The organism is Gordonia sp. ABSL11-1, from assembly GCF_030315685.1.
Taxonomy (GTDB): Bacteria; Actinomycetota; Actinomycetes; order Mycobacteriales; family Mycobacteriaceae; genus Gordonia.
Window position 1 is genome coordinate 144283 of the sequence record NZ_JASXSI010000014.1, and the last position, 20418, is coordinate 164700.

23 protein-coding genes are annotated in these 20418 nt (G+C 64.7%); 17 read left to right on the top strand and 6 right to left on the bottom strand.

The window, feature by feature from the left end; all coding sequences use genetic code 11:
* Positions 1-69: 69 nt before the first annotated feature.
* The gene (gene def, locus QSJ19_RS16630; RefSeq protein ID WP_286321986.1) at positions 70-633 is read right to left on the bottom strand and encodes a peptide deformylase; all 564 of its coding nucleotides are present in this window, start codon (positions 631-633) and stop codon (positions 70-72) included.
* A gap of 116 nt (positions 634-749) precedes the next feature.
* A complete protein-coding gene (locus QSJ19_RS16635; RefSeq protein ID WP_286321987.1) occupies positions 750-2360 on the bottom strand; it encodes a hypothetical protein in 1611 nt (536 codons plus the stop codon).
* Positions 2361-2740: 380 nt separating this feature from the next.
* Between QSJ19_RS16635 and QSJ19_RS16640 the strand changes: the two genes are divergently transcribed.
* Positions 2741-4138, top strand: a complete 1398-nt coding sequence (locus tag QSJ19_RS16640) for an MFS transporter (RefSeq protein ID WP_286321988.1) — start codon at positions 2741-2743, stop codon at positions 4136-4138.
* Here QSJ19_RS16640 and QSJ19_RS16645 read toward each other — a convergent pair.
* Positions 4129-5784, bottom strand: coding sequence for a PucR family transcriptional regulator (locus QSJ19_RS16645; protein WP_286321990.1), 1656 nt, complete (start codon positions 5782-5784; stop codon positions 4129-4131). The genes QSJ19_RS16640 and QSJ19_RS16645 overlap by 10 nt on opposite strands.
* A 246-nt stretch (positions 5785-6030) precedes the next feature.
* Between QSJ19_RS16645 and QSJ19_RS16650 the strand changes: the two genes are divergently transcribed.
* From QSJ19_RS16650 to QSJ19_RS16690, 9 genes are all read left to right on the top strand, one after another.
* Positions 6031-6480, top strand: coding sequence for a GlcG/HbpS family heme-binding protein (locus QSJ19_RS16650; RefSeq protein ID WP_286321991.1), 450 nt, complete (start codon positions 6031-6033; stop codon positions 6478-6480).
* A gap of 200 nt (positions 6481-6680) precedes the next feature.
* Positions 6681-7400: an iron-containing redox enzyme family protein gene (locus tag QSJ19_RS16655; RefSeq protein ID WP_286321992.1), complete on the top strand. Its 720-nt coding sequence runs from the start codon at positions 6681-6683 to the stop codon at positions 7398-7400.
* A gap of 85 nt (positions 7401-7485) precedes the next feature.
* Entirely contained in the window at positions 7486-7863 is a 378-nt protein-coding gene (locus tag QSJ19_RS16660; RefSeq protein ID WP_286321994.1) for a Rieske (2Fe-2S) protein, read from the top strand.
* Positions 7860-9092 carry an NAD(P)/FAD-dependent oxidoreductase gene (locus QSJ19_RS16665; RefSeq protein WP_286321996.1) on the top strand — a complete coding sequence of 411 codons (1233 nt, stop codon included), beginning with the start codon at positions 7860-7862 and terminating at the stop codon, positions 9090-9092. Before QSJ19_RS16660 ends, QSJ19_RS16665 begins: the two co-directional genes overlap by 4 nt.
* On the top strand, positions 9089-10546 hold the full coding sequence (locus QSJ19_RS16670; protein WP_286321997.1) for an aldehyde dehydrogenase family protein: 1458 nt from the start codon (positions 9089-9091) through the stop codon (positions 10544-10546). The genes QSJ19_RS16665 and QSJ19_RS16670 overlap by 4 nt, the downstream gene beginning before the upstream one ends.
* 27 nt (positions 10547-10573) lie before the next feature.
* On the top strand, positions 10574-10933 hold the full coding sequence (locus QSJ19_RS16675; RefSeq protein WP_187585766.1) for a Rieske (2Fe-2S) protein: 360 nt from the start codon (positions 10574-10576) through the stop codon (positions 10931-10933).
* Positions 10930-12531 carry a gamma-glutamyltransferase family protein gene (locus tag QSJ19_RS16680; protein ID WP_286321998.1) on the top strand — a complete coding sequence of 534 codons (1602 nt, stop codon included), beginning with the start codon at positions 10930-10932 and terminating at the stop codon, positions 12529-12531. Before QSJ19_RS16675 ends, QSJ19_RS16680 begins: the two co-directional genes overlap by 4 nt.
* 170 nt (positions 12532-12701) lie before the next feature.
* The gene (locus QSJ19_RS26805; RefSeq protein ID WP_353507150.1) at positions 12702-13172 is read left to right on the top strand and encodes a RidA family protein; all 471 of its coding nucleotides are present in this window, start codon (positions 12702-12704) and stop codon (positions 13170-13172) included.
* Between the two features lie 47 nt (positions 13173-13219).
* Entirely contained in the window at positions 13220-13882 is a 663-nt protein-coding gene (locus tag QSJ19_RS16690; RefSeq protein ID WP_286322000.1) for a YoaK family protein, read from the top strand.
* Positions 13883-13893: 11 nt separating this feature from the next.
* On the opposite strand, the gene QSJ19_RS16695 is transcribed toward QSJ19_RS16690, so the two are convergent.
* Positions 13894-14265, bottom strand: a complete 372-nt coding sequence (locus QSJ19_RS16695) for a hypothetical protein (protein ID WP_286322001.1) — start codon at positions 14263-14265, stop codon at positions 13894-13896.
* A 237-nt stretch (positions 14266-14502) separates the two neighbouring features.
* On the opposite strand from QSJ19_RS16695, the gene QSJ19_RS16700 reads away from it, so the two are divergent.
* The 7 genes from QSJ19_RS16700 (at position 14503) to QSJ19_RS16730 (ending at position 18356) form a co-directional block, all read left to right on the top strand.
* Positions 14503-15018, top strand: coding sequence for a hypothetical protein (locus QSJ19_RS16700; RefSeq protein ID WP_286322002.1), 516 nt, complete (start codon positions 14503-14505; stop codon positions 15016-15018).
* A 62-nt stretch (positions 15019-15080) separates the two neighbouring features.
* Complete coding sequence (locus QSJ19_RS16705) at positions 15081-15509, top strand: ABC transporter permease (RefSeq protein WP_286322003.1); 429 nt, start codon at positions 15081-15083, stop codon at positions 15507-15509.
* 42 nt (positions 15510-15551) lie between these two features.
* Complete coding sequence (locus QSJ19_RS16710; protein ID WP_286322004.1) at positions 15552-15917, top strand: hypothetical protein; 366 nt, start codon at positions 15552-15554, stop codon at positions 15915-15917.
* A gap of 109 nt (positions 15918-16026) precedes the next feature.
* On the top strand, positions 16027-16788 hold the full coding sequence (locus tag QSJ19_RS16715) for a hypothetical protein (protein ID WP_286322005.1): 762 nt from the start codon (positions 16027-16029) through the stop codon (positions 16786-16788).
* Positions 16789-16827: 39 nt separating this feature from the next.
* Positions 16828-17583: an SGNH/GDSL hydrolase family protein gene (locus QSJ19_RS16720; RefSeq protein WP_286322006.1), complete on the top strand. Its 756-nt coding sequence runs from the start codon at positions 16828-16830 to the stop codon at positions 17581-17583.
* Between the two features lie 147 nt (positions 17584-17730).
* A complete protein-coding gene (gene vapB / locus QSJ19_RS26810) occupies positions 17731-17952 on the top strand; it encodes a type II toxin-antitoxin system VapB family antitoxin (RefSeq protein ID WP_353507151.1) in 222 nt (73 codons plus the stop codon).
* Entirely contained in the window at positions 17943-18356 is a 414-nt protein-coding gene (locus QSJ19_RS16730; RefSeq protein ID WP_286322008.1) for a PIN domain nuclease, read from the top strand. The genes vapB and QSJ19_RS16730 overlap by 10 nt, the downstream gene beginning before the upstream one ends.
* 5 nt (positions 18357-18361) lie before the next feature.
* On the opposite strand, the gene QSJ19_RS16735 is transcribed toward QSJ19_RS16730, so the two are convergent.
* A complete protein-coding gene (locus QSJ19_RS16735; RefSeq protein ID WP_286322009.1) occupies positions 18362-19327 on the bottom strand; it encodes an alpha/beta fold hydrolase in 966 nt (321 codons plus the stop codon).
* Between the two features lie 5 nt (positions 19328-19332).
* On the bottom strand, positions 19333-20403 hold the full coding sequence (locus QSJ19_RS16740; protein ID WP_286322011.1) for an HNH endonuclease: 1071 nt from the start codon (positions 20401-20403) through the stop codon (positions 19333-19335).
* Between the last annotated feature and the right edge of the window lie 15 nt (positions 20404-20418).

Below are 20418 nucleotides of genomic sequence, written 5' to 3' on the forward strand. Positions count from 1 at the left end.
TGCCCAAGGATTCGCCGACCGTGCCCTAGATTTCACCGACTGTGCCCGACCGGCGCGGGCGTCGGCCTGCTACGTCGGCCAGGAAAGTGGGTACTGACCGGCGACTGCCTGATGGTCACGGTGGAGTCGCTTGCGTACGCGGTTCGAGAGCCGGTCGCCGAACACGATCCCGTTGATGTGGTCGGTCTCGTGTTGCAGGCATCGGCCGAGAGTTCCGCCCGCGGTGATCTCGACGTCGTTTCCGAACTGGTCGCTACCTCGACAGGAGGCGACGTCCGGGCGTGCGACGTCGGTGTGGGCGCCGGGAAGCGAGAGGCACCCCTCGCCGTAGTCGACGAGCCGACGCTCCCGGCCTTCGGGGAGCTCGACGATCGGATTGCAGACGACGCCGGTGCGGCGTGTCCCGCTTTCGTCCGTGCAGTCGTAGATGAACACCGCGAGGTCGACACCGATCTGTTGCGCGGCGAGCCCGGCGCCATCAGCGGCGGTGTTGGTCGCGAACATGTCGGCCAGCAGTGCCTGGAGCTCGCCGCCGAAGTCGGTCACCGGTCGGGCCGGCATGTGCAGGACGGGCGAACCCCATCGGACGATCGGTCGTGCTGTTCCTATTCGGAGTAGTTCGGCTACCGGCATGGAGATCATCGTCCGCTGCGCAGCGCCTTCTGGCAATCCGGTCGATCCGATTCCAACCGGACCGTGGCCCCACCGCATCGATCACGGTGGGGCCACGGTTACCGAAACATGGACGCCTACAACAAGTACGTCGCGATCACCGTCGCGATGATCAGCCCGCTCATCACCGGGATGAAGCACTTTCGAGCGAGGCTGAGGACAGGCACACGAGCGAAACCGGCCACAGCGACGAGAGACGACCAGGCGACGAGAGTGCCACCACCCGACCAGATGTTGCCCATCTGCCCGATCGCAGCCAGGGTGGCCGAATCCATGCCGGAGCCGGGGGCGAGGGCTCCGGCGAGTGCGCCCGTCAGCGGCAGGCCGCTGAATCCGGAGCCCTCCAGTCCGGCAACGAGTCCGACGATCAAGACCCCAAACGTCGTGACGATCGGGATGTTGGGCAGGTGAGACTCTGCGGCGGTCACCAAGTCGAACAGGAATGCAGGTGCCGACGCGTCATCGGGCAAGCCCAGGATCTTGCCGGCGAAATCAGAGCTTCCGATGAGGAAGAAGCCCGCGATGGGCAGGACGATGCCCATCGCCTTGAATGCAAAGACCAAACCATCGACGAGGTGTTCCGCTGTCGTCTCCAGAAACTTGCTGGGCTCGTCCGCTGCGCAGACCGCGAACAGCAACAAGGCCGCGAGACCTCCGACCATCGCCGCTGCATCACCGCCCTCGAGCGCCGGGACCGCGCCGATCTTGCCCAGAGCCAGGTAGACAATGAAAACGGAGTAGACCAACGGCACCAAGCAGGCGAAGATGACTGCCTTGCGGGTGCGATCGGGTCCATCAGTGTCCCCGGTCGGCGGGTTCGGGTCGATCACTGCGGTCCCGGTCGGCCCGCCTGTCACCACGGGTGAATCGACCGAGGCCGAGCCTCCCGAAGCACGTGCGACTGTGCCGGCCGAACGGCCACCGGTGGAGGCCGTTGCGATGTCGATCTCGCCGCTCGCCGCCTCATCGGCGGGGGAAGCGTCTGCAGTCGCGACAGTACGGTCGGCCTCGTTCTCCCACTCGGTCAACAGCTCCGCAGACGGCGCACGCCACGAGCGTCGCTGCATCACCCACGTGATGATCATCGCTACCGCACCGACGATGAGTGACAGGATCAACGCTTTGTCCGCCACCGCATCGGGATCGATTCCGGCGGCCTTCGCGGAGATTCCGGGGGCCACCTTCATCACGTAGTCCGACGACAGCGCCATTCCCTGTCCTGCAATGGCGATCACCATGCCCACGGACATCGGAGACAACCCCGCGCGGATCGCCACCGGGATCAACACCGCGCCGACCAGAGGCACCGCGGGGGTCGGCCAGAAGAAGAGTGAGATCAGATAGGTGACGAGACCAAGAACGATGAAACTGCTTGTCGGGCTGCGCATCACCTTTCGAAAGGGTGTGATCATCAATCTGTCGGCGCCCATCTGGCGTAGGCCGCCGAGCATGGCGGTCACCAGGGCGATGATCAAGAAGATGTTGAACAACTCCTCCGCCGCCACCAGGCTGGCGTTGAAGATCGACGCGATCGCCGTGACGATGCTGTCCGAGAACGCGAACGCGGTGAGAAACGTTGCGATGACGGCAGGAACGACGATGTTCTTGCGCATGACCATTGTTGCGATGATGACGATGACGCCGGCCAGGTAAACCCAATGGGCGGCAGTGAGATCTATGGGCTGCACAGTGAAGATCCTTAACGGGAGAGGAACGAACGGGGCTGTGGTGGTGAAGACACTCCACCCGCCTTCCTCACCGGTCAATCAGAACGATGCACACGTAGCTCCCGGGTTTCGTGTGCACACTGAACTGTTTTCGCAGTTTCGTCGTGTCCTGTGACCGTCGTGTAACCCGGCTGCGAATGGGTTGTTTCGCGCGAGGTCACCGCGGTCAGTATCGCTGCGGTGTCGATGGGCACTGTGCACAGGGAGCAGGTCCCTTCCGTGTGCATTCTGTGGGTGTGCACGAGTTCGTATCCTCCCGTTCGGGTGGAAACATCGTGACCACAAGTCGGGGCTCAGGAACACGATTCCGGAGAATCCGAGAGCACCAGGCAGAGGATGCGATGACGGCAGGCAGAACCGATCCCGAATCGACGGACGGGGACGACTCCGGGACCCCGCTCGCGCTCGCGGCGCTGCTCACCGGCACGTTCGTCGGGACTCTGAGCAACGGTGTGGTCAATGTGCCGCTGTCGGCCATCCTCGCGGACTTCGACGCCCCGCTCGGTAGCGGCGTGCTCGTCGTCGTCGGATTCCTCATCACATTCGCGGCCGCCATGCCCCTGGCCGGATATGTGGGCGACCGGTTCGGGCGGAGACGAATCTATTGTGTGGCGCTGGTGGTCACCGCGGTCTGTTCGATCGGGGCGGCGACGGCGCCCACCCTGGAGATCCTGATCGCGTGGAGGGCGCTCGCCGGGCTGGCGGCCGCGGTGTTCGCGCCGGCGGTGATGGGCCTCATCGCGTGGCTGTTCGGACCCCGACGACGAGCTCGCGCGGTGGGTGCGTGGGCCAGTGTCAACGGCATCGGTCAAGCGATCGGTCCATCCGTCGGGGGCGTGCTCGCCGACGTCGCCGGGTGGCGCTGGGTGTTCGTGCCGCTGGCACCGATCGCGGTGCTCGGTCTCTTCCTGACCCTGAAAAATGTCCCGCGCTATCCGGGCAAGGTGATGCGGCTCGACATCGTCGGTGCGGTCGCCCTGACACTCGGGTCGGCGTTGCTGATCCTCGGCGTCACATTGGTCGGGGCGGAGTCGACCGCGGGATGGATCATCGCCGCGCTGCTCGCGTCGTCGGTGATCCTGCTGGCCTTTGCCATCTGGCACTGCCTACGCGTGCAAGTGCCGTTCATCGACATGCGGGCCGTCACCGAGCCACGATTCGCCCGGAGTGCCGGCGCAGCGTTTGCGCAGATGTTCGCGCTCGGCGCGACGCTGCTCGCCATCCCGCTCTATGCTGTCGCGCACGGAGCGAGCACCACCGTGGCGGGAGTCCTGCTGTTTGCGCTACCTGCGACGATGGCGATCCTGGCGCCCCCGGTCGGACGGGTCAGCGATCAGTTCGGCGCGCGACCCATCCTGCGGACCGGCCTGATCATCCTCATCGTCGCGCAGACGGCGTTGGCGTTGGCGACCGGCGTCGCGGTCGACATCGGATGGCTCGCCGCCGTCCTGATCCTCACGGGTATCGGCGTCGCCCTCGTGCAGACTCCCGCGGCGGCGGGCTCCACCCGATCCGCAGCGGGAGCGCAGGGCACCGGTCTCGGCTTGTTCAACCTGCTCCGATTCGGTGGTTCGGCCCTGGGGGCGGCCTGGGTGTCGGTGGCGCTGCACCGATGGGACTATCCCGTGCTGTTCGCACTGACCACCGCCATCGCCGCCTGCGGTCTGGCCGCGTCGTTCCTCGGTGCGAATCCCGAGGCCGCCGAGAAGCCCGAACCCGAGTTATCCGGTCAGCGGTAGCTCATCTCACGTGCCAGTGACGACCCGAGGCTGTCGAGCAATTCGAGCCGCAACGCCAGCCACACGGTGAACTGGTTCTCCGGAACTCGGATATCGCAACCGCACGCACGGGAGAGCCGATCGATCTTGGACAACATCGTGTTGCGATGCATGGTCAACGCTCGGGCCGCCGCGTTCACGTTGCCGCCGTGTTCCAGATAGGCGAGAAGAATGGTGTGTAGTTCGGTGCCGAGCCGGATCGGACCGAGCACATCGGACGTGAACTGACGACTGCGATCGGTGTCGGCGATCTGCTCGAGTACCCCGAAGGACCGCAGTTCCTGGTACGCGATCGCACCGGTGATGTGCATCCGGTCGGCGATGTCGAGGGCGACGCGGGCTTCCCGATAACTCTCCCGGATCTGCGTCGCGCCGACCGCTGCCGCACCGAATGCAACGGCAGACAACGCATGCCCTCGATCCGTCAGGTCGTCGGCCATCGCCACCGCGTACTCCCGTACCTCCTCGTCGACCTCGGCCGGGGTGGAGGCCAGGACCGTGCGGACCACCACCACGATGTCGCCGAGCACCGTGATGTACGAGCGAACCCCTTTGCGCGGCATCAGACTTGCCGCGTAACGGGCCAACCGCAGCAGCGTCCGGTCCGCTTGGGGCTCGGCGCCCTCCACCCGGGACACCGACGTCCGGGTGACGAAGACGGCGAAGGTGGCATTGAGATCGATATCGTGATACTCCGCGCGAGTGCGCATCTCGTACTCGGAGACGAAACCGCCGTGGACCAACGCCTGTACGAAGTCGCCGCGTGCCCGCTCCTCCGCCTCCTCGACGCTGCGCTGCCGCAACATCTCCGACCCGATGATCGCCGTGGCCTGGCAGGCGACCACCTCATGCTGAGCCAGTTCGTGTACTCCGGGGCGATCGCCGTGGTGGAGGATCGCGACCCATCCTTCGAAGTACTTGCCGAGGTGGATCGGCGCGACGGTGCACGTCCAGTCGCCGCCCGGCGTCGTCACCGTCAGAGTGGCCGCGTCGTGATGATCGCGAATGTCCTCGCGCTCGGCAAGACGCTCGCGCAGCGTCGGGACGAGCAGGTCGAGCGACGACTTCTCGAGAGCGTTGTGCGCCACGATCTCGCACCGGGCGTCGAACACGAGTGCCGGAGAATGCGACAACGCAGAGACCTCACGGAGCAACATCGACATGCCGGCGCCGCGATGCAGCAGTCCCGCCAGAGACTGATGCACATGCGTCGCGTAACGCATGACGTGGACCTCCTGCGTCAGCGTCCGTTCAGCCAGCAGACGATTGAGCGCCGAGAAACCGATCGGGAAGCCCATCTCGATCACCACGAGATCGCCCGGAATCTGATCACGCGTGACCGCGGGTGGGAGTGGCCCGTCGACGATGACCGCCGAGGCTCCTCGTGCGGCAAGGGAACTCATGCTCGATGGTTTGGCGGCCAGTGATTCGGGGCGTGCGTAGACAACGGTGGCGGCGAGGTCGTCGTACCGGGTCATCACCTCGGCGAACGGCAGCGCCCAGGTGACCGGCGACTCGCTGTCGGCATGGGTGGACACCACTCGCGCACCCTCCATGAGCGCTTCATCGAGAAGACCACCAAGGGTCAAGCGGGGGTGCGGTTCCATCTGGACCTGCTTTCACCGGGGCTGTCGGTAGGGCGGTGCGGGGCTGTGCACCTGACACGAAAGTGCCGTCCCTGTTCAGTTACCAGGGCACTCACACCATCACTATGTGCAGAGTAGTCAACGAATCGCACATTCTCAGGTCATGTTGACACGTTCGTGACGGCGACGGATCCGGTTTCATGATCACTACGCCGCACTCGACCGGCGAGCACCCCAGCCCCACCACGCGATCAAAGGTTGACTCACATGCATCGGATTCTGCGGATCACTCTTGACGACGCACTCCCGATTCTCGCGGCCGGCGCCGCCAAGGCGGCGGAGATCGGCGTCAAGCAGACGCTCTGTGTCTGCGACGACGGCGGCAATGTCATTGCCCTGCACAGACTTCCCGGAGCACGCATCACCGGTGTCGAGATCTCGATGGCCAAGGCCTACACCGCTGCCGGTCACGAGCGCGCCACCCATCTGTTCAACGAACCGCCGAACGGTCCGGCGCTTCCCGGCAACGAGGCATTCGGAATCTCGCACATGCTGCCCGGAAGGTTCGCCACGTTCGTGGGCGGATTCCCGCTCGTCCACGAAGGACAGATCGTCGGTGGCGTCGGCATCAGCGGCGGCAACGGCGAACAGGACAAGGCCGTCGGCGCCGCGATGCTCGCCGAGTTCGAGGCCGTCGTGTCCGCCGGTGTCAGCTGAGACGTGCACTTTCACCGGATCGGCTGCCGATATGCGGACACAGTGACCGTGGCAACGACCTGCAGGCGCTCCTAGTCTCGCCAGTGTCGAAAGCATTTCAGGGCGAGCGCTTCTCGACATTTCCCCGCACTGTTGCGGAGCAGATAGTCAGCATCCAGCCCACATATGTTCTCCACCAACATTTTCTGAAAGGACCAACCATGACGACTCTCATGGGACGTGACGAGTTCCGGGCCGCACTCGAGAACGCGATCAAGGGACGCGAGGCCAAGAACGCCTCGTTCAGCAAGGCCTGGGCCGACGGCAAACTCACCAAGGACCACTTCGCTCGGTGGGCCGAGAATCACTACCACTACGTCGGTCCGTTCGCCGACTACCTCGCGAACATCTACGCCAACACGCCGGACCACTTCACCGATGCCAAGGACTTCACCCTGCAGAACATGTACGAGGAGGAACTGGCGGACATCCGGCACACCGACCTGCTCATCAAGTTCGGTGAGGCATGCGGGACGACCCGTGAGCGCATCGAGGATCCGAGCAACATGAACGCCATCACGCGTGGTCTGCAGTCGTGGTGCTATGCGGTCTCGCAGCGCGAGCACTTCGTGGTGGCGACCGCGGCATTGGTCGTCGGCCTCGAGTCCCAGGTCCCGAGCATCTACAAGAAGCAGATCATCCCGCTGCGCGAGGTGTACGGCTTCACCGAGGACGAGATCGAGTTCTTCGACCTGCACATCACCTCGGACGTGGTCCATGGCGAGCGCGGCTACCAGATCGTGCTCGACTGCGCGGACACCCCACAGTTGCAGGAGCGGTGCCTGCAGCTGGTGCGGTGGGGAGCCGAGATGCGGTTCTCCTACACCAAGGGTCTGTACGACACCTACGTCGCGTCCGACCTGGAGCTGGCCGGCGTCTGACGCAGGCATCTGTGAGCGGCATCGCGCCGTGAGGGCCCCGATCCCCGGGACCTCACGGCGGCGAGCCCCGGAGGGAAGAGACCACATGGCAGACGATTCGTCCACGGCGGTGACCGGGTCCGGACAATGGCTCGCCGCCGCGACCACACGAGAACTGAAGCGCCGACGCAAGTTACGCGTGGAGGTGAATGGCACCGCGATCGCCCTCTTCGGTGTCGGCGACAACGTCTACGCGTTCGCCGACCTGTGCGTTCATCAAGACCGCTCTCTGGCCAAGGGCACGTTACTGCACGGGCGGGTGATCTGCCCGGGACACCAGTGGCGATTCGATCTGGACACCGGATACGAATCGGATCAAGACGTCTGCCAACCGACCTATCCGGTGCGCGTGGTCGACGACACCATCTATGTGGACCTGGCCGCCCCGCGCACGGGTGTTGACCAGGAGAGGAAGATCTCATGAGCATCCGAAGTGTCGCGATCGTCGGCACCGGCCACGCCGCAACCGTCACCGCGCGCACTCTCCGTCGGCGCGGGTTCGACGGCACCGTCACCCTTCTCGGCGACGAACTCCACGCGCCCTACCAGCGCCCACCGTTGTCGAAAGAGTTCCTGGCCGGAACCTCCGATGAGTCCACGATGGCGCTGCTGACCCCGAAGGTCATCGCCGACAACGACATCACCATCCGGACCGGTACTCGAGTCGACGGGATCGACGCTGAGCGTCGAGTCCTCCGACTCGCTGGCGGCGACACCCTGACCGCCGACGCCATCGTCATCGCCACCGGCGGTCGACCGCGCCAGTTGCCCGGATTCACGATCAGGTCGTCGCCGCGCGTGCACTATCTACGCACCCTCGACGACGCTCGAACGCTGCGTGATCGGCTCCGCCATGGTGCGCGCCTGGCGATCATCGGCGGTGGGTTCATCGGGTTGGAGATCGCTGCCACCGCTCGAGGATTCGGACTGGGCGTGACCCTGATCGAAAGCGGCACCCAGATTCTCGAGCCACGCCTCGGAAGCCGAATCGCCGATCTGTGCGCCGACATCCACCGCGGCAGGGGCGTTGATCTCCGATGCGGCGTCAGCGTCACGTCCTCGGAGATCACCGACTCGAGTGCGCAGCTCACGCTGTCTGACGGGACCGTGCTCGACGTCGACGACGTGATCGTCGGCATCGGAATCGAACCCAATACCGAACTGGCGAGCGCCGCAGGCATCAGGGTCGACAACGGGATCGTCGTCGATGCCCGTGGCCGCAGCTCAGTGCCGGGGATCTTCGCCGTCGGGGACGTTGCCGCACGGTTCTCCGAGTCTGCCGGCCGCCACGTGCGAGTCGAACACGTCGACAACGCCAACCGTCAGGGCGCGGTGGTCGCCCGTGCCATTCTCGGCGAGGACAGGCCCGACGACAGCGCGCACTGGTTCTGGTCCGATCAGTACGAACTCAACCTGCAGTTCACCGGAACTTGCGTCGGCGTCGACGATCTGGTGTTCCGCGGCGACATCGACGACGGCGAGTTCTCGGCCTTCTACCTGCGCGAGGGCCAGATGTGCGGTGCCTTCGCCATCGATCGGGGTGAAGACATCATGGCCGCCCGCGAGATGATCGGCCGCACGGTCGATCGAGCAGTGCTGGCTGATGAGGACATCGACCTGTGGGAACTCGGCGAGGAAGAGGTGCCGGCATGACCGCCCGCAACCCGGTAGACGGTGCGAACTTCATCGGCGGCGAGTGGGTTCCCGCAACCTCCGGCGAGACCTTCGTCAGCGTGAACCCGGCCGATCCCGCTGAGGTCGTCGGCACCTTTCCGGATTCCGCCGCCGAGGACGTCCACGCCGCTGTCGACGCCCTCGTGAAGGGCGCGCCCGCTTGGGCCGGCACTGCACCCGAGCGACGCGCTCGCGTCCTCGAGGCTGCGGCTGCAGAACTCGAATCCCATGCGTCCCAGCTGATCGAAGAGATGGTGCGGGAGGAGGGCAAGACGCGTGCCGAGGCGACCATGGAAGTCGGTCGTACGCCCATGAATCTGAGGTTCTACGCGGCAGAGGCCGTCCGGTCGGGCGGCACCACGTACCCGGCGGCGTCCGGAAGTCTGGTGTACACCGTCCGCGAACCGGTCGGATGCGTCGGGGCGATCACCCCCTGGAACTTCCCACTGAACATCCCATCTCGCAAGATCGGTCCGGCGCTCGCCGCGGGAAACACCGTGCTGTTCAAGCCGTCCGAGGTCACCCCGCTGATGGGTCAGCGGTTGGTGGAAGCACTCCTGGCCGGAGGACTGCCGAAGGAAGCCATCGCGTTGGTCCAGGGTGGTGGCTCGGCGGGCGCCGCGGTGGCCGCCGACGACCGGGTCGACGCGGTGACGTTCACCGGCTCCACGGACGTCGGCCACGCCATCCACCGCCAGGTGGGGCCGCAGCGCCGTGTGCAACTGGAGATGGGCGGCAAGAACCCGACCGTCGTACTCGGCGACGCAGATATCGACGTGGCCGCAGCGACCGTCGTCAAAGGTGCGTTCGGTCTGTCCGGGCAGGCGTGCACCGGTACCAGCCGACTGATCGTCGTCGACGAGATCCACGACGCGCTGGTTGATGCGATTGTCGAGCGAGTTGCGAAACTGGTCGTCGGCGCGGGTCTGGATGGCGATGTGTCCATGGGGCCGTTGGCCAGTGCGGCGCAGCTCGAGAAGTACCGCGGCTACGTCGCGTCCGGGCTTGCCGAGGGTGCCGTGCTGCGGACTCCGGAACCTGAATCCGACCAGCGTGCAGGCTACTTCGCCCGACCAGCGATCTTCACCGATGCCACTCCCGACATGCGCATCGTGCGCGAGGAGATCTTCGGTCCGGTCCTGGCGGTTCAACGAGCACGCGATCACGCGGAGGCGATCGAGCTGGCGAATGCCACCAGATTCGGGATGAGCGCCGCCATCATCACCCGGGATCTTCAGCGGGCCATGGAGTTCGCGCACGCCTCGCAGACCGGTCTGGTGAAGATCAATCAGCCCACCACCGGTATGGCGATGAACGCGCCGTTCGGAGGGTACAAGGCGTCGAGTACCCAGACGTTCAAGGAGCAGGCCGGACCGTCGATGATGCAGTTCTACCAGTCCGAGAAGACCATCTACCTGACGCCGACCGGCTGACGGACCGACTCTCATAGAGGAAAAGCCATGGAATTCAAGCGGGTTGCCCGGTCGGGTCAGGTCCCCGAAGGTATCGTCCGGCGGTTCTACGCGGAGGAGTACGAGGTCGCCGTGTCGCGACTCGACGGCAAGGCCTACGCCACCTCCAACTACTGCTCACATCTGGACTGCCTGCTCTCGTCGGGCAAGCTGGTCCAAGACGGCATCGGATGTTCCTGCCATGGAAGCGCATTCGATCTCGAGACCGGCGAGCCGATCTGCCCGCCGGCCACCGAACCGATCAAGACCTATCCGTGCGAAGAGCGCGACGGCGAGATCTTCGTCGGCATCGATCCGACCGAACCGCCGGAGGGACCGCGACGCCGGAAGCTCAGGGCCTCCTCATGACCGGCATTCCGCAACGCCCACCCACCATCGCCACGCGCGGAATGGTGGCCACCAGCCATCCGTTGGCCAGCGCCGCCGGATTGCAAGTGCTGTCGTCGGGTGGCAACGCGGTCGACGCCGCGTTGGCCGCCGCCGCCATCACCTGGCTGACTCTGCCGGGCCAGTGCGGGATCGGTGGCGACGCGTTCGCCGTAGTCGCCGAGCCGGATGGGACGGTGTGGACCGTCAACGGAAGCGGTTTCGGGCCGGACGGTGGGACGCCCGACTTCTACCGTGAGTGTGGGTTGTCGGCGATTCCTCTGGACGGCCCACTAGCCGTGGCGGTTCCGGGTGCACCGGCCGCGTTTGCCGCCTTGCACGCGAACGGTGCCACCCGCAGTCTCGGAGAGCTCTGGGAGCCTGCCGCCCGTATCGCAGAGCGCGGTCTGCCGTGCTCCGCCAAGACCCGCGATGATGTCGGCGACGCCCTGACTGCGATCCAGGTCGACGAGAATCTGCGCACCGCCTTCACCGACGGCGGTCGCGTGCCTCTGGTCGGATCGCGACGGGCGCAAGCAGAGCTCGCCGAGACCATCCGGCGACTTGCGGCCGACCCGACGTCGTTCTACACAGGCGAACTCGCTGAGCAGTGTGTCACCGCGCTCACGGAAGGCGGAGCGCCCTTCAGCGGCGACGAGTGGCAGTTGACCGGTTCCGTTGCGCCGGATGTGGCATTGACCACCGAGTACGGCGGCGCGGTGATCCATCAGACACCGTCACCATCGGCCGGGTGGATGGTGTTGCAACAGGCAGGGCTGTGCGGACCTGAGCTGGGACTCACTCCGTGGATGAGCACGGACGCCATCGAGCGTCTGGCCGGCGCCGCGCGGGTGTCGTTCGAGGATCGGTTCGCGTTCTGCGGATCCGACAACGACGGCCCAGGTCGGGCGCTCACTGCCGACATGATCGCCGAGGGCCGTCGACGTATGGTGGAACGATCCACGAGCTCCCGTGAGTTCGCCGTGGCCGGAGGCGACACCACGTCACTGGTTGTGGTCGACGATGAGGGCAGGTCGGTCAGTCTGATCCATTCCCTGGCGTTCACCTTCGGTGCCAAGTTCAGTGTTCCGGGTACCGGGATCGTGCTGAATAACCGACTGGGCCGCGGCGCGTACCTGATCGACGGCCACCCCAGCGAGGTGAATCCACGACGAAAGCCTTTGCACACCTTGAACGCCTGGGTCGCGACCGACGATTCCGGAAAGCTCATGTCTGTCGGCAACACGCCCGGTGGTGATGGTCAGGTGCAGTGGAACATGCAGGTGCTGTCTCATCTGCTCGACCATGGTCTGGACCCGCAGGAAGCGGTGTCCGCACCCAGATTCACCGTCTTCCCCGGATCGGACGCGAATGCCGTCGGTAAGGAGTCCGAGCTGCGCATCGAGACCACCGTGGCATCCGACACTCGCAATGAATTGCGTCGCCGAGGATTTCGCGTGCGCGATATCGAACCCTTCGGCGAAGCAGGGAGCGCGCAGGTGATCTCGATGGACTCACAGGGCTTCCTGCTCGGCGGCAGCGATCCGCGGCAGGAGGGGGTGGCACTTGGCCTCGAATGAGAGTGCCACCGTGGATGTTCCGAAGCCTCAGGGACGGTACGTTCCGGCGACCCGTAGCGGGTCCACGATCCGTACCGCCGGGATGACTCCACGCCGCGACGGGTCAGTTGTTGATGGTCGGTCGAGTCGGAGTCGAGGTCGACCTTGCCGCCGCGCGCGATGCCGCCTCCGTGGCCGTCCGCAATGCCGTCGTCGCCGCCCGATCGATGCTCGAGGTCGGGGAGTCCGTTCGCTGCGTCGAGATGTCCGTCTACATCGCATGTAGCAGTGACTTCACCGCGTTGTCGACGGTGGCTGACGGTGCCTCGGATGCGCTTGCCGTCGAGTTCGGTCTCGACGGCCTGCCCGCCCGCAGCGCCGTCGGGGTCTACGCGTTGCCCGGCGGCGCGCCGGTCGAAGTCGCGTTGGTTGCGGAAGCCGTTCCGGTTGCGGGACTTCGGTCGCAGATCTCGGTCCCTGAGGAGCCCGCGAGGTATGAGCTGGACGCGCCCAGATCGGTCCCTGAGGAGTCCGCGAGGAACGAACTGGGCGCACCCAAATCGGTCCCTGAGGAGCCCGCGAGGTATGAGCTGGACGTACCCAAATCGGCCCCTGAGGAGCCCGCGAGGAACGAGCGGGCGTCACGAAGGGCCACCCCATGACCCTCACGCCCACCACCCGCCGATCTCCGATGACAACCCTCGCTCGAATGGAAGACGCGTCCCGCCACCTGGGCTTGATGCTCGCGCTGACCTTCGTCACCGGTCTCGTCGACGCTGGCGGTTACCTCGGCCTGGACCGGGTCTTCGTCGGGAACATGACCGGAAACGTCGTGATCCTCGGGATGGGTGCCGCGGGCGCCGATGCACTCCCCGTGTTCGGTCCCGCACTTGCGTTGGGAACATTCATTTTCGGCGCCGGCCTCGCCGGGTTGTCGATGCGCTCATCGCCGCCCGGCTGGAGTTCGCGGCTCACTGCCGTGGCGGTGACGTCGGTTCTGCTCGTAGCTGCGACGGCAGTGATGCTCGCAATCAGCTCGACCGATCCGACGGTGGTGATCGTTGCCGCGGCGATGACCGCGTGCGCCATGGGGATGCAGGCCGCGGCGGCCCGAAAGGTCGGGGTCGCCGACGTCACCACGGTCGTCGTGACATCGACCATCACTGTCTGGGCTACCGACATGTTCGCCCGACCCCACCGCACAACGATCGTCAACCGCCGACTTGCTGCCATCGTCGCGATCCTGTTGGGCGCGTTGGTCGGTGCGCTCCTGGAACAGGTGGCGCTCTGGCTGGTGTTCGCGGTCGCAGCGGGGATCGGTGCGGCGGTTGTCGGGATCGGTCATGCGTCGAGCAGGACGAGGACCGGTTGATTCGTGGAGGGCTACCTCCGCAGAGTGCCCGTGAGTTTGTAGGTGTTGCTGACGCCGTACTCGTCGCCGAGTCGGATTTGGGTGAACTCGCCGTTTACCGGAGCGAGCAAGGTGACGTCGACAGGCTGCACCGCGATCGGCCCCTCAGCGCAGTTCGGTACGCACGTCTTGCGATGCTCGACGCCGTTTCCGACGGCGAGCTCTGCTGTCCATCGTGACCACCGAATGTCGGTGACGATGATGCCGACATCGGCACAGAAGATCGACTCGATCATCTCGGGTTCGACAAACGCTTTGCCGGAGCAGTCGTGGATGACGGTCGGTGCGGGAGCCGCCGACACGGGGCCGGTAACGGGTGCGACGATTCCTGCGGCGAGTGCCACGGTGGGGCGATCCGCCTGCCGACGATACGAAGTCCTGAACGCGTAGGCTGATTGTCGCGCGCGTGAATGACTGGGATTGTCGTTTGATCGGATGAAGTCGGTAGCCATTCATTGGCAGATGCCGAGATTCGACCGCAGCCGGAGCCGGTTCGCCTCGTTTGTCCGGATTGTTCTGGTGGTAACCGCTATTGGCACCCTCGTACTATCTGCCGATGACAGTTAGGGGGAGCTGTGGCAATGAGTGACAACGTCGAAGGTGTGCGACGTCTTCGGTTCGTCGAGAGTGACCCCCGCCAAGACAACCCGAGATTCGGCACAATGTGTCCGGATCTGTCCCTGATCCTCCTGGAGTTGGACGACCAGCCAGCCGAGGTGCTCATTCAGGCGGATCTGTTTCTCGAACCGATGTTCGAATGGCTGGAAACGAACGAAGCGTTGATCCGCGATGACCCGCCTGTGATGACCCAGTTGCCGGGGGAGACCATCGGTCAAACTCTGGCCCGTGGTTACGAGTTCATCGATGACGACATGGACGTCGACCTCGCACTGTTGGTCTACAAAGCGCTCTACCAATACAACTCAACGCACAACATCGTCTTCGGCGCACCGGGAATGCAGATCCCGCGAGTGCTGATCGGACATGGTGCCGATGGATTCGAAGTCTGCAACTGGATCGACGACCGCGAGAAAGACACGGCGTGGCGACATCTCATCGATATTGATGACTTCTTCGCGAATCTGCCGTCGCTGTGAACGAGCCCGGCACGACGCCCGTGTGACGCGAGGCGCAACCACCGGCACCATAGACTACGCGCGTGAGAACCGTGCGCGTCGTGTGGTCACTCATGGCTGTGCTCGCACTGGTGTATGCCGTGACGAGCACACGAGAGCCCGTGTCGACAGTGTCGCTGGGGTGCTCCAAGATGGGGCGACTCGATTTCGACAGCGCGCCCGGAGCCGATTGCGACACCGCGATCGTCGAAGTGCTTGGCATCTGGCCGTTCGTTGTGCTCGCGCTACTTCTGTGCGGGCAAGCGGTGGTGGCCGCACTGGTGATGCGACGATGGAGTTCCTGGCTGGCTGTCGCGGCATACGGCGGGCTGTCGTTCGCGGGTGTCGCGAATTGGGCGGGGTTCTGGATTCTCCTTCTCGTCGCCGTCCCCATGGCACTCGTCGCGGTTGTCCTTGCGACAGTCCACCAGTTCCTGACATTGTCGGGGAGTCGGGACGTGCCGACGCGATGATTGGCACCGGTCCCACCATGGTGGGTGAATGCGGAAAGGCCGTTGAGAATCGATCCGAATCGTCGTCGGTGGCTGGACGTCGTCGACATCGCGATTCCCGGCCTCGTCTTCCTCGTGGGAACCGCTCTCGGCGTCTACTTACCGTACTTGGCGTCGACAATCACTCCGCAACTGCCCGGTGCCGCCGTCGGGACGTCTGATCACTACAACTCGAACGTGTCGGACCCGCCGCTCACGTTCTGGCTGGTCTGGGCGCTGCCGGTGTTGGTTGTATACGGCGTCGGCGGCATCGCGTTCGGCCGCTTCACGAGGTGTCGATGGTTCCTCGGCGCCTTCTGGGCGGGGTTCACGCCGATCTTTGTCATCGCCGCACCGATCGCATTGGTGATCGACCTGGGCGGGTTCTAGCGCATCGCAGGAAGGCATCTGACGAGGATCTGCCAGTGTCCGAATTGTCCCGCTGGTCATCGGTGTTCGGATTCTCGTACTTTCTGGCGATGATGAGATCGACCGCGCCGTGTCGCTGAACGCCGGCGGACACGACGTCCGCTTCATCTGGACCAAACGGACCGACTGGGTTTATCAGCAGTCTCGCGCGTCGGGTATCGGCCTTCTTGTGATCGCGGTGTGGTGCGGCGTCGTCTCGGTGGCGTTGTCCATGTCGGCGATGGTGATCTTCTCTGTCGGAGTTGCGTTGCTGCCGATCGTGGTTCGCGTACTTGTCCGTACCAAACTGGTGATTCGGCGCGATTGTGTCGCGGTCCATCGACAGCCGTTCTACGCACATGCGGGGATCACGTTGTCTGCGGTCATCGGGATCATGTTTGGAGGGTCGCTCGCAGCAGTGTTCCTTGGCTACGACGACGCCGGACGAATGTTTGTTCCGTCTTTGATGGGTGCCGCCGTGATCCCAGTGCTGCTCTTCTTCAGCTATCGAGAACGCGGTCCGCTGCTCATCGGCCCCGAATCAATCCGGTTCGGCAACGGCATGACGTTCGACTTCGATTCGACGACAATTCGTTTCATGGTCATGAGCAACGCCGTACCCACGATCGAGCTCACCAGTCCAGGCGTGACCCGCCGACCTCGTCGCCTGCTGCATCGCCCATACGGCCTGGATTTCAACACCTTGCTCTCTACCCTCGAGCAACTGCAGACCTGGCATGCCGACGGTCGTCGCGCCACACCTGCTGAGATCCAGGCCATGCTCCTTGTTCAGCCGCCCGCCGACGTTGGCGTGGAGGAAAGCGTGGAGCTGACGGTGCGCTCTTCGCAGTGAGACCACTCCTCTGCCGACCAACTGTGCTTTCGTGAACACATGAGTTCGTCGTCGACCGCGTTAGCGACTGCGTCGACGCCTGACCGCCGGACCTCGCGAGACCACAGGCTCCGCCCATTTCTGTGTTTCCTGGCGGCGCTGCTCCTTGCCGGCTGCGCCACAGCATCACCTGAGCCCGAACCATCACCGACCACGGGTGCGCCCGTCCTCTACGTCCTCGGTGACTCGTACGCGACTGGCTTCACCCACGGCGAGGACAACGCCTATCCCGAGGTCATCGAAGACCGCACGTGCTGGGACGTGGAGGTCGACGGTGAAGACGGCACCGGGTACGTCAATCCGGGCTCGCGCAAGAACGGGCAATCGACCTACCTCGAGCGGGTCCCGCGCGCGGTGACTGCACACCCCCGCATCGTGTTGATTCAAGGCAGCGACAACGACATTCGATACCCATCCGACCAGATCGCGCGCGCCGCCGAACGCACCTACGACGCCGTCCGTGCGACCTTGCCAGATGCCCGCCTGGTTGCGGTCGGCCCGGTCCAGGTTCCGGCGGTTCCATTGCCTCAGCTCGAACGAGTACGCGATGCGCTGGTGCAGGCGACGGCGGCGAAGGATGTCCAATTCATCGATCCCATCGCGCTGCACTGGCTGTCGGACCCGCGGCTGTTCGAGGCCGATGGCGCGCACCCGACCCTGCGCGGACATCGACAGCTTGCCTCGGACATCATTCGACAGTTGTGGGCTGCTGGCTCACCGACGGAGTGTGGTTCGACGAGTTCATCGGGACGCTGAGCGAGGGAACCAACCCGGAGGAGTCTGCGTCCAAGAGTCATGGGGAGCGCCACACGGAACCCCGCGTCGTCGTAACAGTATGTGGTGCCGCTACGGTGTCCCGCTTGCTTGCGATAGCGTACGATATCACCAGGTAGAAAGGTTCCAGTGAGCGATATCCTGATTCGAGACGTCCCCGATGACGTGGTGGCCGCAGTCGATGCGCGCGCCGCGCGGCTGGGTCTTTCGCGGACCCAGTACCTGCGCCGTCGGCTTGCTCTCGATGCTGGTGTCGAGTCGACCCCAGTGTCCGTCGAAGATCTGCAGTCGTTTGCCGACACGTTCTCCGCCCTGGCTGACGATCACCTGATGTCGCAAGCGTGGCAGTGACGAACTCGTGGCTGATCGACAAATCGGCACTGGTTCGGCTTGCCGGTAGTCCGGACGCCCCTGAGTGGGCGCGACGGATCGAACGGGGACTTGTCGTCATCACGACGATGACCCGACTCGAGGTTGGCTACTCAGCTAGGAATGTGCACGACGCGCGGACAGCTCTGCGACGGCCTCCGCTGTCGGCGATGCCCGTCGAATACCTCACGCCAGTGATCGAAGACAGAGCGCTCGAGGTCCAACTCGAGTTGGCAGAGCAGGGACACCATCGCGCACCCTCGATACCAGACTTGTTGATCGCGGCAACCGCAGAATTAGCCGGTCATTGTGTCCTTCACGTGGACAAGGATTTCGAGCTCATTGCCGGGATTACGGGACAGCGCGTCGAGCGATTGTCGACGTGACCTGATCATAGACTTTCAAGAAACGCCACGATCGCCGCATTGACCCGAGCCGGCTCCTGCATCTGCACGAAATGACCAGCTCCCGGAATGAGCTCGACGTTGCGTAGATCGGGAACGAGCGCCGTCATGGACGCGAGCGGGTCACGGCCCATCATCGCGAGAACGGGGTCGCGGCCGCCCGCGATGAAGACGGTCGGTGCGAGGACCGGTTTGTCGTGCAGCTCGGCGTTCTGTTCCCACACGAGGTCGGCGGCGCGATACCAGTTGAGTCCGCCGGTGAATCCCGTCCGTATGAATTCATGTACGTAGTACTGGAATTCGTCGGTCGTCAGCCATTCCCAGGGGAGTGGCGGAGCCGGTGGCAGCACATCGAGGTAGCCGTTGTCGGCGGTCGGATGCTCCCAGCAGCTGAGGTAGCGGTCGGTGTCACTCAAGGCCCAGAGCACCCGACGGAGGAACTCGTTGACGTTGGTGTCGAGCTCCGCGTCCGCGACACCGGGCTGCTGGAAGTAGTGCATGTGGAAGAAATGGTCACGGGCGAGGTATGCGGAGATCTCGTTGGGCCGCATCGGTGCTCGTGGTGTCAGGGGAACGCTCAGCTGGATCAGCCCAGCGACGCGCTCGGGAATCCAGCGAGCCAGATCCCACACCAGGTGCGCGCCGAAGTCGTGGCCGGCGAAGACCGCACGCTCGACACCCAGCGCGTCGAGCAGGCCTTCCATGTCGGCGACGGTGGTCGCGCGGTCGTAGGCGCCGACGTCGGTCCGTCGGCTGCTGCGACCGTAGCCGCGCATGTCGGGGGCAAGGGCGTGCCACCCGGCGCCGGCGATCGCCGGGAGCTGGTGCCGCCAGGAGTAGCCGAGTCCGGGGAAGCCGTGACAGAGGATGACGGGATCACCGCTGCCCTGTTCGGTGATCGAGAGGTCGATGTCGTTGACCTCGAGGGTTCTCGTAGTTGTCTCGGTACTCATGTTGTTCACCCCGGCCATACGAAGTCCACTCGTGTCAGCATCTGAATCTGATTGCGCCCCTGCCACACCGGAGTGCTCATCGGCTGCGTTGTGTAGAGGCCGCGCCCAGCAGACACGACACGGTCGTATTGACTAGGCCAATTGATCTCCACAGCAAGCTGATCGAGCACTGTCCGTCCACGCGCGAGCGCTCGACCGACATGCTCAGGCGCCGGCAGTAGGTCCGACTTGCTCGAGTTGCAGCCCGCGCACGCCAACACCAGATTTGTCAGGCCGTCGATGCCAACTCGCGACCACGGCAGGAGATGGTCGACATGACGGGCCGCGCGGACCGATGCGTCGCAGTAGAAGCACGACGCGCCGAACTCTTGAGTGAGTGCGTCGCCGGCCCGCTGCAGCGAGATCCGATCCGCGCCGAAGAGGTGGTGAGCGAGGTCGGGGCCGTCGTCGAGAACGGACCTGTTCATGCGCCGCACGTCGTCGACCCAGGCGAGCTGAAATGCAGGCTTGAGCAGTGGCGCGAGACGCGCGAGGGTCACGCAGACGCCGGGGAAGAGGGTCAGTGCGTTGCCGTGCTCGGCGATCACCCGCTTCGACCCCGTGCCCATCCACGAGTCGTCGTACAGAAAGCGTTCGTTATCTGCACCGGTGGTGAGATTCTGCAGCAGCTTGAGCGGATAGCGAACCAGCGCCTGCTTCACCGTGGCGTGTGCCGCAATGCACTCAGGCGAGCCCTGTGCGACGACCAGATCCACCGACGGTGTGCGATGCGCGCCGGTGACGGACGAGCGGAGGTGGGCGACGGCGTCGAAGATGACACCGCGGCCGTCGGAAGATTGCCGCAACCGGTGACCGTCAAGTGGTCGCATCTGTCGCCAGTAGAGTTCGATGACGCGGGTGGTGAGATCGTCGAGGTTGATGTCCACGACGTCGTTCGCATCGTCGGGCACTGATTCGACCGCGAGATCCAGCAGCGCCATCAGCACGGCCAGCTTGTAGGTGGCGGTGCGACGACCGCTCTCGAGCACCGCGACCAACTTCTGGCCGAGCGTCAGCGGATCGGTGAGGGGCGGCATCAAGGTTCAGCCTAA

Bases quoted from the DNA above. Each gene is read 5' to 3' on its own strand.
- QSJ19_RS16720 (WP_286322006.1), top strand. From the start codon at position 16,828: ATGAGTTCGTCGTCGACCGCGTTAGCGACTGCGTCGACGCCTGACCGC.
- QSJ19_RS16640 (WP_286321988.1), top strand. From the start codon at position 2,741: ATGACGGCAGGCAGAACCGATCCCGAATCGACGGACGGGGACGACTCC.
- QSJ19_RS16645 (WP_286321990.1), bottom strand. From the start codon at position 5,784: ATGGAACCGCACCCCCGCTTGACCCTTGGTGGTCTTCTCGATGAAGCG.
- QSJ19_RS16740 (WP_286322011.1), bottom strand. From the start codon at position 20,403: ATGCCGCCCCTCACCGATCCGCTGACGCTCGGCCAGAAGTTGGTCGCG.
- QSJ19_RS16675 (WP_187585766.1), top strand. From the start codon at position 10,574: ATGGAATTCAAGCGGGTTGCCCGGTCGGGTCAGGTCCCCGAAGGTATC.
- QSJ19_RS16690 (WP_286322000.1), top strand. From the start codon at position 13,220: ATGGAAGACGCGTCCCGCCACCTGGGCTTGATGCTCGCGCTGACCTTC.
- QSJ19_RS16665 (WP_286321996.1), top strand. From the start codon at position 7,860: ATGAGCATCCGAAGTGTCGCGATCGTCGGCACCGGCCACGCCGCAACC.
- QSJ19_RS16670 (WP_286321997.1), top strand. From the start codon at position 9,089: ATGACCGCCCGCAACCCGGTAGACGGTGCGAACTTCATCGGCGGCGAG.
- QSJ19_RS16700 (WP_286322002.1), top strand. From the start codon at position 14,503: ATGAGTGACAACGTCGAAGGTGTGCGACGTCTTCGGTTCGTCGAGAGT.
- QSJ19_RS16650 (WP_286321991.1), top strand. From the start codon at position 6,031: ATGCATCGGATTCTGCGGATCACTCTTGACGACGCACTCCCGATTCTC.
- QSJ19_RS16655 (WP_286321992.1), top strand. From the start codon at position 6,681: ATGACGACTCTCATGGGACGTGACGAGTTCCGGGCCGCACTCGAGAAC.
- QSJ19_RS16660 (WP_286321994.1), top strand. From the start codon at position 7,486: ATGGCAGACGATTCGTCCACGGCGGTGACCGGGTCCGGACAATGGCTC.
- def (WP_286321986.1), bottom strand. From the start codon at position 633: ATGCCGGTAGCCGAACTACTCCGAATAGGAACAGCACGACCGATCGTC.
- QSJ19_RS16680 (WP_286321998.1), top strand. From the start codon at position 10,930: ATGACCGGCATTCCGCAACGCCCACCCACCATCGCCACGCGCGGAATG.
- QSJ19_RS16735 (WP_286322009.1), bottom strand. From the start codon at position 19,327: ATGAGTACCGAGACAACTACGAGAACCCTCGAGGTCAACGACATCGAC.